Source organism: Pedococcus sp. (assembly GCF_036554925.1).
In the GTDB taxonomy this organism is placed as follows: domain Bacteria; phylum Actinomycetota; class Actinomycetes; order Actinomycetales; family Dermatophilaceae; genus Pedococcus_A.
This window is the reverse complement of record NZ_DATBMI010000220.1, coordinates 1-11,003: the sequence shown is the minus strand read 5'-3', so window position 1 is coordinate 11,003 and position 11,003 is coordinate 1. Positions and strand designations below refer to the sequence as shown.

General features: G+C 74.0%; 12 protein-coding genes. 5 read left to right on the top strand and 7 right to left on the bottom strand.

The window, feature by feature from the left end:
* Together VIB11_RS16535 and VIB11_RS16530 are read left to right on the top strand one after the other, a co-directional pair.
* Positions 1–268 (top strand): nitroreductase family deazaflavin-dependent oxidoreductase (locus tag VIB11_RS16535; RefSeq protein WP_332057169.1); only part of this gene is annotated, 268 nt, incomplete at its 5' end.
* Positions 269–282: 14 nt separating this feature from the next.
* Positions 283–894 carry a bacterial proteasome activator family protein gene (locus VIB11_RS16530; protein ID WP_332057168.1) on the top strand — a complete coding sequence of 204 codons (612 nt, stop codon included), beginning with the start codon at positions 283–285 and terminating at the stop codon, positions 892–894.
* A gap of 58 nt (positions 895–952) precedes the next feature.
* On the opposite strand, the gene VIB11_RS16525 is transcribed toward VIB11_RS16530, so the two are convergent.
* Together VIB11_RS16525 and VIB11_RS16520 are read right to left on the bottom strand one after the other, a co-directional pair.
* Complete coding sequence (locus tag VIB11_RS16525; RefSeq protein ID WP_332057167.1) at positions 953–1,744, bottom strand: DUF6498-containing protein; 792 nt, start codon at positions 1,742–1,744, stop codon at positions 953–955.
* Positions 1,745–1,883: 139 nt separating this feature from the next.
* Entirely contained in the window at positions 1,884–2,030 is a 147-nt protein-coding gene (locus VIB11_RS16520) for a hypothetical protein (protein WP_332057166.1), read from the bottom strand.
* Between the two features lie 157 nt (positions 2,031–2,187).
* Here VIB11_RS16520 and VIB11_RS16515 point away from each other — a divergent pair, with 157 nt between their 5' ends.
* Positions 2,188–3,861 carry a DUF885 domain-containing protein gene (locus VIB11_RS16515; RefSeq protein ID WP_332057165.1) on the top strand — a complete coding sequence of 558 codons (1,674 nt, stop codon included), beginning with the start codon at positions 2,188–2,190 and terminating at the stop codon, positions 3,859–3,861.
* Positions 3,862–3,958: 97 nt separating this feature from the next.
* Here the strand turns inward: VIB11_RS16515 and VIB11_RS16510 are convergent, their stop codons facing one another.
* Positions 3,959–5,608 carry an FAD-binding dehydrogenase gene (locus VIB11_RS16510; protein ID WP_332057164.1) on the bottom strand — a complete coding sequence of 550 codons (1,650 nt, stop codon included), beginning with the start codon at positions 5,606–5,608 and terminating at the stop codon, positions 3,959–3,961.
* A gap of 54 nt (positions 5,609–5,662) precedes the next feature.
* The gene (locus VIB11_RS16505; protein ID WP_332057163.1) at positions 5,663–6,337 is read right to left on the bottom strand and encodes an HAD-IA family hydrolase; all 675 of its coding nucleotides are present in this window, start codon (positions 6,335–6,337) and stop codon (positions 5,663–5,665) included.
* A gap of 94 nt (positions 6,338–6,431) precedes the next feature.
* Here VIB11_RS16505 and VIB11_RS16500 point away from each other — a divergent pair, with 94 nt between their 5' ends.
* Together VIB11_RS16500 and VIB11_RS16495 are read left to right on the top strand one after the other, a co-directional pair.
* A complete protein-coding gene (locus VIB11_RS16500; RefSeq protein ID WP_332057162.1) occupies positions 6,432–8,003 on the top strand; it encodes a metallophosphoesterase in 1,572 nt (523 codons plus the stop codon).
* A gap of 73 nt (positions 8,004–8,076) precedes the next feature.
* Positions 8,077–8,409, top strand: coding sequence for a LuxR family transcriptional regulator (locus VIB11_RS16495; RefSeq protein ID WP_332057161.1), 333 nt, complete (start codon positions 8,077–8,079; stop codon positions 8,407–8,409).
* Between the two features lie 109 nt (positions 8,410–8,518).
* On the opposite strand, the gene VIB11_RS16490 is transcribed toward VIB11_RS16495, so the two are convergent.
* Genes VIB11_RS16490 through VIB11_RS16480 form a run of 3 tightly spaced genes read right to left on the bottom strand, consistent with a single transcriptional unit; the run spans position 8,519 to position 10,971 of the window.
* Positions 8,519–9,424: a sucrase ferredoxin gene (locus VIB11_RS16490; RefSeq protein WP_332057160.1), complete on the bottom strand. Its 906-nt coding sequence runs from the start codon at positions 9,422–9,424 to the stop codon at positions 8,519–8,521.
* The gene (locus tag VIB11_RS16485; RefSeq protein ID WP_332057159.1) at positions 9,421–10,662 is read right to left on the bottom strand and encodes a cupin domain-containing protein; all 1,242 of its coding nucleotides are present in this window, start codon (positions 10,660–10,662) and stop codon (positions 9,421–9,423) included. The genes VIB11_RS16490 and VIB11_RS16485 overlap by 4 nt, the downstream gene beginning before the upstream one ends.
* Before the next feature lie 18 nt (positions 10,663–10,680).
* Entirely contained in the window at positions 10,681–10,971 is a 291-nt protein-coding gene (locus VIB11_RS16480; RefSeq protein WP_332057158.1) for a hypothetical protein, read from the bottom strand.
* Positions 10,972–11,003: the final 32 nt, after the last annotated feature.

Here is an 11,003-nt window from a genome sequence, read left to right as displayed (position 1 = left end):
CCCTGCAGACGGCGACATCGCCGTCATCGGGTCCAACTATGGCACCGCCCGCACCCCCGGGTGGGTCCACAACCTGCGGGCCAACCCCGACGTCGAGGTCGAGCACGCCGGCCGCACGGTGGCCGCCACAGCGCGGAGGCTGGGGCGGGAGGCCGCCGAGGCGGTGTGGTCCACGGCGATGGACACGTATGCCGGGTACGCGCACTACCGGCGCTGGGCCGCCGGGCGCGAGATCACCGTGTGGCTGCTCAGCCCCCGCGACGCGTGAGGCAGGATGGGGGCATGACGCACCTGCCCGAGCAGCCCCAGCAGTCCACGCAGCCGGAGCCCGGGCCCGGCCCCCAGGACACCGACCCTCAGCGCGTGGTCGTCGTGACGCAGGACGGCATGGGCGTCGCGCCGCACCCCGACGACGAGGATGCCGCGCCCAACCCGGCCGACCTCGTCGAGCAGCCGGCGAAGGTCATGCGGATCGGCTCGATGATCAAGCAGCTGCTCGAGGAGGTCCGCAACGCGCCCCTCGACGAGGCGGGCCGGATCCGTCTCGCGGAGATCCACCGGCGCTCGATCGAGGAGCTCAAGGACGGGCTCGCCCCGGAGCTGATCGAGGAGCTCGAGCGCATCGCGCTGCCGTTCGGCGAGAACGCCCCCACCGACGCCGAGCTGCGGATCGCCCAGGCCCAGCTCGTCGGCTGGCTCGAAGGACTCTTCCACGGCATCCAGACCGCGCTGTTCGCCCAGCAGATGGCGGCGCAGGCGCAGCTCGCCGAGATGCGTCGCGCCCTGCCCCCCGGCCCGGGCGGCCACCCGGCCGCCGGTCACGGCCACATCCCCGGCATGCCCGGCACGACGCACGGCCCCGAGGGCGAAAGGCCCACGGGCCAGTACCTCTAGTCGCCGGACCAGCCGGGCGGCGCTGTCACGCCCCAGGCCGCGTCGGGTCCCGGAGCGGTCACCTCGCGGCCGGGACCACCACCGCCCGCTGCAGGGAGGCACCACGGTGCTGGCGCAGGTGTGCGGCGACGTCGACGACCACCTTGATGGTGATCAGCAGCAGGCCCGGCCCCACGATCGCCAGCCCGGGCCAGAGGAGGCCGAGGTCCGACACCCTGCCCTCGGACACGAGGTAGCCCCCGCCGAGGACGGCGGTGTGCATGACCAGGATGCGGCCGTAGGGCTGGGCCATCGTGCGCGCCAGCCCGAACTGGGTGCGCTCCCGCCGCGCGAACCAGTGGATCCCGGTCGACAGGCCGTGGCTGGCGAAGAGCACCAGCAGCATCAGGGCGAAGTCGGCGAAGCTGCCGGTAGTGCCGGTCGAGCGCACGAGGATGAACGTGAAGACGCCGTGCACGAGGGTGAACATCCCGTAGTGCACGGTGAAGAAGGCACCCATCGCCACCCGGGCCGCGATGCCCGGGTACTGCACGCGCGACCCGTCCGGCAGGACGCTCACCCGTCCGGTCTCCAGGAGGCCGGGGGCGTCGCCCGGCTGCCCTGTCACCGCGTCGGGACCGGCGGTCGTGGCCAGCTTCACCAGCGTCCACGTCCCAATGACGATGTTCTCGAGCCAGTAGGCGATCAGGACGTCGCCGGCCGCCCACCGTCCGCTGAGCAGCGCCAGCAGCGGCATCGCGTTCACGGTGAGGAGCAACGCCAGGGAGGCCGCGCGAGCCGCCCGGGGCGAGAAGGTCTGCAGCACGGCATACGCGGCCTGCAACCCGAGCGCGCGCAGCACGACCGTCATCACTCCCCCTTGGCCTCGTGGCTGTGTGGCTCTCGGGCGCTACCGCGGCCCGGACGGCGGTGAGCCTAGGCCGACGCCGGGCCCGGTCGCGGGATGCCGGGTCAGTTCCGGCCGTTCGGCCGAGGCGGGCACCCGACCGTCAGGCGAGCTGCCCGGCGTCGACCTCGGGGAGCCCTGCCGTCGGCTCGAGCACCGTGCCGACGTCGCCGGGGAGGTCGGCCGTGTCGACGTCCAGGCCCCGCACGAGGTCGACCGAGTAGGCGATGTTGGTGCGCTGGTCGGTCATCGCACCCTTCCGGTTTGTAGACGGGGACCCGGTACCAGTCCCAGACCTCGGAGGCACCCCACACGGTGTGGCCGTAGGGCTTGAGGTCGCGCGGGTCGCGCGCGTCGCCCCCGATCCGGGGCCCGGTGGCCGCTGGTGACCGGTAGCGTTCGACGGCATGAGCGAGGACGCGCGGACCCCGGGCGACGACCTGCGGCAGCTGGCCGAGGACTACCACGAGCACACGATGGCGGTGAACCCCTCGTGGGCCCACATGCTCGGCGACTACCGGTTCGCCGACCGCTACGAGGACGCCAGCCGGGCCGCCGAGGACGCCGACGTCGCGCGGGCGCGCGAGTTCGCCGCCCGCGCCTCGGCCATCAGCGACGCCGACCTCTCGGCCCAGGACCGCGTCACCCGCGCGGTGGTCGAGTTCCAGGCCTCCAACGACGCGGCCCTCGGGGAGTGCCGCCTGGCCGAGCTCTCGGTCAACCCCGTCTTCGGCGTGCAGGTCGACGCGCCCCTCACCGTGTCCAACCTGGCCCTGCCCACGGCCGACGTGGCCGAGGCCATGGTGTCCAAGTTCCACGGCATCGGGCAGCACCTGCGCGACGTCGCGCAGCGGCACCGCGAGGGCGTGGCCTCGGGCCGCACCCCGGCCGCCTTCGCGGTGGCCGAGACCCTGCCGCAGCTCGACGCGTGGCTGGACGCCCCGCTCGACGAGGACCCGCTGCTGCAGACCTCGCCGCCGCCCGAGGGGCTCGACGTCGACGCCTGGCGAGGCCGGCTGCAGGCGGCCATCGAGGCCTCCGTCCGACCCGCGCTGCGGGAGTTCCGCGACGTGCTCGCCGACGAGGTCACGCCACACGTGCGCCCCGAGGACCGGTGCGGCCTCGTCTGGCTGCCCGGCGGCGAGGACGTCTACGCCACGACGTTGCGCGCCCACACCACGACCACCCTGACCGCGCAGCAGATCCACGAGATCGGGCTCGAGCAGGTCGCCAAGCTCGAGGACGAGTACCGCCGGCTCGGCACCGAGCTCTTCGGTACCGACGACCTGCCGGCGCTCTACGACCGGCTCCGCACCGACCCCGAGCTGCGCCACCACGACCCCGCCGAGATCCTCGCGGCCTGCGAGACCGCCTTCGCGCGTGCTCGCGAGGCGATGCCGCGGTGGTTCGACCGGCTCCCGAAGGCCGACTGCGCGATCCGGACGACCGAGCAGGGGGCGCTCGGCTTCTACTACCCTCCGGCCGAGGACGGCTCGCGCGGCGGCGTCTTCTACGTCAACACCTCCAACCCGGGCGCGTGGGGCCGCTTCGAGATCGAGGCGCTCTCCTACCACGAGGGCATCCCGGGCCACCACCTCCAGCTCGCCATCGCGTCCGAGCTCACCGACGTGCCGGCCCTGCGCCGCCACGCGAACTTCACCGCCTACGCGGAGGGCTGGGGCCTCTACACCGAGCGCCTCGCCGACGAGATGGGGCTCTACTCCACGCCGCTCGACCGGCTCGGCATGCTCACCATGGACTCCGTGCGGGCCTGCCGGCTCGTCGTCGACACCGGCCTGCACGCCCTGGGTTGGGGACGCCAGCAGGCCATCGACTGGATGGCGGCGCACTGCCCCATGTCGCTGGCGGGCATCACCGCGGAGGTCACGCGGTATGCCGTGTACCCGGGCCAGGCGTGCAGCTACATGATCGGCCGGCTCGAGATCCTGCGGATCCGGCGCGAGGCCCAGGAGCGCCAGCGCGAGACGTTCGACATCAAGGAGTTCCACAACGCGGTGCTCGACTCGGGCAGCGTGCCGCTCGCGGTGCTCGACGACATCGTGCGGGCCCGCCTGCCCTGACGGCGGTGCGCCAGCCCCAACACCGGGTCGAGGTAAAACCGCCGGGGAACACCGGCGTTTCCCCGTCGACCCGGGCGGGTCGGCGACGGATCTCCGGTCAGGCGGTGGCCGCGGCGAGTGCCCGCCCGGCGGTCCGGCCGGAGAAGATGCAGCCGCCGAGGAAAGTGCCCTCGAGCGAGCGGTACCCGTGCACCCCACCGCCGCCGAACCCGGCAGCCTCGCCGGCGGCATACAGGCCCTGCACCGGCCGGCCGTCGTGCCCGAGCACTCGTCCGTTGAGGTCGGTCTCGAGGCCGCCGAGGGTCTTGCGGGTGAGCACGGACAGGCGGACGGCGATGAGCGGCCCGGCCTTCGGGTCGAGGATGCGGTGCGGGCCTGCGGTGCGGATCAGCCGATCACCACGGTAGGCCCGGGCACCGCGGATGGCGGTGACCTGCGCGTCCTTGCCGAAGGCGTTCTCGATCTGGCGGTCGCGCTCGACGACCTGGCGCCGGATGTGGTCGGCGTCGAGCAGGGGCTCGCCGACCAGGGCGTTCATGCCGGCGACGAGGTCGTCGATGCGGTCGGCCTGGACGAAGTCCTCACCCCGCTCGAGGAACGCCCGGACCGGTCCCGGCATGTCGGACGTCGCGCGGCCGAGCACGCCGCGCACCGACCTGCCGGTGAGGTCGGGGTTCTGCTCCGAGCCGGACAGCGCGAACTCCTTGCCGATGATCCTCTGCGTGAGGATGAACCACGAGTGGTCGTGCCCGGTCCGGCGGAGGTGCGCCAGCGTGCCGAGCGTGTCGAAGCCGGGGAACAGCGGCGCCGGCAAGCGGTTCCCCAGCGCGTCGAACCACAGCGAGCTCGGCCCCGGGAGGATCCGGATCGCGTGGTCGGGCCAGACGGGGTCCCAGTTGTGGATGCCCTCGACGTAGTGCCACATGCGGTCGGGGTTGATGACGCGGCCGCCGGCGCCCTGGGCGATGCGCATCATCCGGCCGTCGACGTAGGCCGGGACGCCGGTGATCATCCGCTCCGGGGGCGAGCCGAGCCGCTGCGGCCAGCTGGCGCGGACGAGGTCGTGGTTGCCGCCGATCCCACCGGAGGAGACGACCACGGCCTGGGCGGCCAGCTCGAACTCACCGGCCTCGTCCCGGTTCGTGGGCCGACCGCGTTCGGCGTCGTCGTCGGCCAGCAGCGTGCCGCGCACCCCGGTCACGGCCCCGTCGGAGAGCACCAGCTCGTCGACCCGGTGGCGGAACCGCAGCTCGAGGTGCCCCGCCGCCCGGGCCACCTGCACGCGGCGCACGAACGGCTCGAGCACCCCGGGACCGGTACCCCAGGTGATGTGGAAGCGGGGCACCGAGTTGCCGTGGCCGCTGGCACTGCCGTCGCCGCGCTCGGCCCAGCCGACCACCGGGAACCACCTCATGCCCTGGTCGTGGAGCCAGGCGCGCTTCTCGCCGGCGGCGAAGTCGACGTAGGCCTGCGCCCACTGCCTCGGCCAGTGGTCCTCGGGGCGGTCGAAGCCGGCGCTGCCCATCCAGTCCTGCAGGGCGAGGTCGACCGAGTCGCGGATGCCCATCCGGCGCTGCTCGGGGCTGTCGACGAGGAACAGGCCGCCGAACGACCAGTGCGCCTGGCCGCCGAGGTTGGCCGGGCTCTCCTGGTCGAGCACCAGCACCCGGCGGCCTGCGTCGGCGAGCTCAGCGGCGGCCACGAGCCCGGCGAGCCCGGCCCCCACGACGATGACATCGGCGTCCATGAGCCGAAAACGTACTCCCGGTCGAACTGGACACGCCGGGAATCACCGGCGTTTTTACCTCGACCGGGAGGAGACGAGCACTCCGCCCCCCTGTGGTGAGTGGGTGAACGCCACGTCGCCGAGGTTCTCGACGATCGCGTCGGCCACCAGCTCGTGCCGCGGGGTCGTCGTCGTCACCGCGAGGGTCGCGCAGCCGGCCGCGCGCGCCGCGGTGAGACCGCCCGGGGCGTCCTCGACGACCAGGCACCGCTCGGCGTCGACGCCGAGCCGCTCGGCGGCCAGCAGGAAGGGGTCGGGGTGCGGCTTGCCGCGCTCGACGTCGTCCGCGGTGACGACGACCCGCGGGACCCGCAGCCCCGTCGCCTCGATCCGCACCTCCGCCAGCGGTGTCGAGCAGGAGGTGGCGATCGCGCAGCGGTCCGGGGCCAGGGCGGCCAGCGCCTCGGCAGCACCGGGCAGCACCGTGATGCCGTCGGTGTCGGCCAGCTCCAGCTCGTTGATCCGGCTGAGCGCGCTCTCGTGGCGATGCGGCGGCAGCAGGTCGGCCACGATCGCCGCGGCGGGGACGCCGTGGAAGCCCTGCAGCCGCTCGGGCTCCAGCCCGTGCTCCTGCGCCCACCGCACCCAGCTGCGGATGACCACGGGGATCGAGTCGATGAGGGTGCCGTCCATGTCGAAGATGACGGCGGCGAAGGCGCGGCCGTGCAGAGGGGCGAGCGGTGACGGCATACGGCAAGGGTAGGTGCGTCGATGTGGTTACGGTGGACGGGTGCGAAGGCCCGCCCTCCCCCCGACGCAGCGGCGACCGCTGCCCAGATGGGTCGTGCGGGCCGCGGCGGTCGTCGCCCTGGTCGTGGGCTGTGTCGTCGGCGGCGTGGCCGCGACGACACTGTTCCCGTCCACGACCGAGACGATCAACTACCGGGCCCAGCTGCGGCTGTCCGTGAACACCCAGGAGATGTCGCGGATCCACAGCCCGACCGTCTTCGGTGACATCAACCTCGACTTCGACGGCCCTGTCCCCGCGCCGGGCGTCCTGGCCAACGTCCAGGTCAAGCAGAACATCACCGACCTGCTGGCCCAGCCGAAGGTCTCCATCAAGGCCCTGCAGCCCGGCCCGCTCGAGCTCACGAACGCCGCGCGCGAGGCGGCCACCGAGATGGGGCTGCGGTTCGCCGCCGGGTCCCTGACGGTGGCCGTCCTCGCGGTGGCCGTGTATGCCGTGTGGCGGCGGGGGCGCGGCCGCCCGCCGCTGCGCCGGGTGGCCGCCGCCGGTGCGTGCTGGGCGGTCGCGTGCGGGATCACGGGCGTCAGCATCTGGCAGACCTACCAGCCGGACCGTCTGGCGGCCTTCACCACCACCGGCATCCTCGGCGCGGTGCAGCGCAACGCCGACCTGCTCGACGGGGTCGAGACCCGGGCGCAGCAGACCACGCCCTACCTGAAGAACCTGCTCGCCCTCTCGGCCGCGCTCCAGGACAAGTACGCGCCCCAGTCGCTCGACGAGCCGGAGGCCGCGCGGATCCTGCTGGTCTCGGACATCCACGGTGCGCAGCAGTACCCGCTGATGAAGACGGTCATCGAGGAGGAGCAGATCGACGCCGTGGTCGACCTCGGCGACCTGCTCAACTTCGGGAGCGTCACCGAGGGCGAGGCGGTCGGCCTCTTCAAGGGCATCGAGTCCCTCGGGGTGCCCTACCTGTTCGTCAAGGGCAACCACGACGCCACGAGCGCGAGCGACGACGCGGTGCTGACCCGGTTGGCCAAGGTCCGCAACGTCGTGCTGCTCCAGCCGGGCGAGGAGGAGTACATCGAGCAGAGCGTCAACGGCGTGCGTATCGCCGGCTTCAACGACCCGCGCTGGTTCGGGGACGACAACCGCGACAACGCCGCCAAGCAGGTCCCTGCCCGGGACGCCTTCATCGCGGCCTTCGCGGACCGCCCGGCGCCCGACCTCGTCGTCTCGCACGAGCCCGGGGCGGTGCGCGACATCGAGAACGCGGACGTCCGGGCCCATGGCCACCTGCACAGCGACCGGCTCGACGGCAACCTCATCGGCGTCGGCACGTTCACGGGCGGGGGCCCGTTCAGCCATTTCCTCGAGGGCGGCGAGGGCGAGGAGCTCACCGGCCAGCCGTCGTCGTTCGACATCGCGACGTTCGGCCAGGACTGCGAGCTCACCTCCCTGACCAGGTACCAGTTCCGCAACGTCATCGAGGGCCGCCCGGCCTACGACGACGTCACCCTGATCAACGGTTCGCGGATCGAGCAGTCGCCGCAGAACGGTCGGGAGGAGCAGCAGGCGGGCACGAACCAGCAACCCGCAGCCCCGGCACGCACCTGCTCGCGCAGCCTCGGGACCTCTGGTGAGCGGGTGCCGGCCGTGGCGCGGTGACGCCTGCCGCTGGGCGGACGCAGGGCCGGGCATCGCACTGCCCCGGCGCGCGCCGACCCGTACCCTGAGGACCATGGCACGCGAGATCAGGGACCTGCACGAGGTCGCCGGACGGCTCCTCGGCGAGGCACAGCGCTCGGCCTCGGGCCGGGCGGCGGAGACCATCGCCTCGGGGTCGGTGCAGCGGGCCACCGTCATCGCCCTCACCGCCGACGCCGAGATGGGTGAGCACGACTCGCCCCCGGCGGCGCTGTTGCAGGTCATCAGCGGCCGGGTGAGGCTGCGCACCCACGACGAGAACTGGGTGCTCGAGGCCGGGCAGGTCGTCCCGGTGCCCTCCCGCCGGCACGGACTCGACGCCCTGGAGGACTCCGCCGTCCTGCTCACCGTCGCCCTGCACGGCTGACCGACCCCTCGGCACGGCGTTCGCGCGCCGGTTGTCGCCGGTTGTCGCCGGTCGTCGCCGGTCCGTCCGCCCACGGCAGGAGCACGGGCGCCGTCGCGGTGCCGGTGGCTCAGTCGGCGCAGACGCGCACGTCCGTGGCCTCATAGTTGTATGCCGTGCTGTCGCCGGCCGCGTGGCACGTGAGCCGGGCGGGTGGTCGCCGGCCACGCGAGACCGTGGCCTCCACGACGGCGGGCATCGGACCACTCCCGCTGAGCCTCACGCGCCACGAGTCAGCCCCCAGGGCCGTCACCTGACGGCCCACCAGGTGCCCGGCACCGGCGGGACCCAGCCGCGCGTGCGCCGCGACGATCGCGGCCTGCACGACCGGCGGCTCGGTACTCAGGCCGCGCAGGTGCTCGGGGCTGACCCGGCCCGCCAGGTGGTCCGCCGCCACCGTGCGCGCCGAGGCCGCCGACAGGTTGCCGTAGCAGGCGCCATCGGGCAGCACGAGCAGGTTGGCGGCGAACCGGTCGCCGCCGACGTGCGAGCACTCCCAGGTCTGGTCGGGCCAGCGGTCGGCGAGCGCGCTCGCGACGGGACGCCCGCGGACCGCGCAGCAGGTGTCGTGCAGGCCGTGCACGCACACCAGGAGCAACGGCTCCTGGGGTCCGGCGCGGTCCAGATCCGGCGGCGACCCCGCCCGCGAGAGCAGGTCCGCCGCCTCGCCGAGGTCGACGGGGTCGCGCCAGGTGCCCCAGTGCTGGCCGGCTGCGTGGTCGACGACGGCCCAGCGGTGCTCGCTGGAGCGGGGTCTCCGCCCGGGCCGGCGGATCAGGAGCACCCGGGCCGACGCCTCCCGGGCCACCCGTGACAGGCGCTCCGCCAGGGGTGGCGGGATGAGCCGGCTCTGGAGTGCCTGCGGCGCCCAGGGCCCCGGGTACTCCACCAGGAGCCACCGTCGCGCCGGAGCCGCCGTTCCCGGCAGCGGGTCGAGCCGGGCCCGGGCGGCGGTCGCACAGTGCGGCTGCGTCATGGGGACAGCAGGATGCCGGCCAGGACCAGCTGCCGGGCGAGGGGCTGTCCGAGGTCACCGACGCGGGCAGTGCCTGCCTCCAGCAGACGTGCCACGGCCGGGAGGTCGTCCTCCGCCACGGTGACAGCGCCCGCCCTGCTGTCCAGCACGGCACTCCCCTCACGTGGTGCGCCGAGGCGGGCGCTCAGGTGGGGGCGCAGCGCGACCTCGCTGTCGTCGGCGAGCGACTCGGCGGCGCGCAGCTGGGCCAGCGGGTGGACGGGGTCGGCGCGCTGCGCGTCGCGCACCCGCCGGGCCAGCGCCTCGGCGAGGTCGGCGGCCCGGACCTCCCCCAGGGCACGCAGGAGGGCGGAGCGGACCAGCTCGAGGTCACCCGCCCACGCCCGGGGGTCGGCGGCGTCGACACCCAGCGGGAGCGAGGCACGCACCGCGGCGTCCTCCGAGGCCCGGTCCAGGGCCACCCTGACGGCCTCGTCGGCGAGGTGCCGGCGCGTCCAGGGGTGCACCCCGATCGTGACGTGGGTGCTCACCGCACCCAGTGCGGTCGCGGCGTGGAGGTAGCCGCGGGGGAGGTACAGGCAGTCACCGGGGCGCAGGACGGCGTCGACCAGCGGGGTGGCCGCCGCGGCCTGCTCGACGGCGGCCCGGTGGTCGGTCCACGGCTCGTGGCGCATCGGCGCCGGGTGCACCGGGGGGCGCACCCGCCAGCGCTTCTCGCCGTCGACCTGGAGGACGAACACGTCGTGCACGTCGTAGTGGTCGCTGAAGCCGGTGCTCTGCGCGGGGGTGACGTAGGCGTTGGCCTGGACGGGGTGCCCGAGGTCGGCAGCAAGGTCACGGGTGAAGGCGGCCAGCGGCTGCCAGACACGGTGCAGGCCCTGGAGCACCATCGTGGCCCCGTCGGCGAACAGCCTCAGGACCTGGTCGTCGCCCACCTGGTCGGCGATGCCGGCGCCGACCCCGGCGCCCCGGGTGAACGCCCGCTCGGGCAGGGTGGCGCCGTCCTTGGCCATCCGCATGAAGGGGGTCCGCAGGGCCCGCTCGGAGACGAGCTCGTCGACCGCGTCACCCGAGAACAGGTCGGCGAAGGACGCGGGGAGCTCCTCGGCCCGGGACAGCAGGGGTTCGCGGCCCCAGTGGCGCTCCGAGAACTCCGCGGTGGGGCACGAGATGAGCCGGGGCAGCGCGAGGCGCCCGCACTCGCGTGCGGGCGCCTGCGCTGCTTCGGCGGCAGTCACCGGGACCCTGCGTGCGTGCTACCCGGCGCCACCATCGGCGCCACCGTCCGCACCACCATCTGCGCCACCATCGGCGCCGGAGTCAGCACCGCCGTCCGCGCCACCGTCGGCACCACCGTCCGCGCCACCGTCCGAACCACCATCGGCGCCACCATCGGCGCCCGAGTCAGCACCGCCGTCCGCGCCACCATCGGCACCGGAGTCCGCACCGCCGTCCGCGCCACCGTCGGCACCGCCGGCCATGCCCTCGGCGCCGCCGTCAGTGGGGCCGTGCGTGTTCTCCTCCGAGCCCATCGGGGTCTCGCTCATGGCTGTCCTCCCTGTGGTTGGGGCGCGACGCG

Excerpts from the sequence above, each read along its gene's own strand:
- VIB11_RS16530 (WP_332057168.1), top strand. The coding sequence starts at position 283 with ATGACGCACCTGCCCGAGCAGCCCCAGCAGTCCACGCAGCCGGAGCCC.
- VIB11_RS16525 (WP_332057167.1), bottom strand. The coding sequence starts at position 1,744 with ATGACGGTCGTGCTGCGCGCGCTCGGGTTGCAGGCCGCGTATGCCGTG.
- VIB11_RS16520 (WP_332057166.1), bottom strand. The coding sequence starts at position 2,030 with ATGACCGACCAGCGCACCAACATCGCCTACTCGGTCGACCTCGTGCGG.
- VIB11_RS16515 (WP_332057165.1), top strand. The coding sequence starts at position 2,188 with ATGAGCGAGGACGCGCGGACCCCGGGCGACGACCTGCGGCAGCTGGCC.
- VIB11_RS16510 (WP_332057164.1), bottom strand. The coding sequence starts at position 5,608 with ATGGACGCCGATGTCATCGTCGTGGGGGCCGGGCTCGCCGGGCTCGTG.
- VIB11_RS16505 (WP_332057163.1), bottom strand. The coding sequence starts at position 6,337 with ATGCCGTCACCGCTCGCCCCTCTGCACGGCCGCGCCTTCGCCGCCGTC.
- VIB11_RS16495 (WP_332057161.1), top strand. The coding sequence starts at position 8,077 with ATGGCACGCGAGATCAGGGACCTGCACGAGGTCGCCGGACGGCTCCTC.
- VIB11_RS16490 (WP_332057160.1), bottom strand. The coding sequence starts at position 9,424 with ATGACGCAGCCGCACTGTGCGACCGCCGCCCGGGCCCGGCTCGACCCG.
- VIB11_RS16480 (WP_332057158.1), bottom strand. The coding sequence starts at position 10,971 with ATGAGCGAGACCCCGATGGGCTCGGAGGAGAACACGCACGGCCCCACT.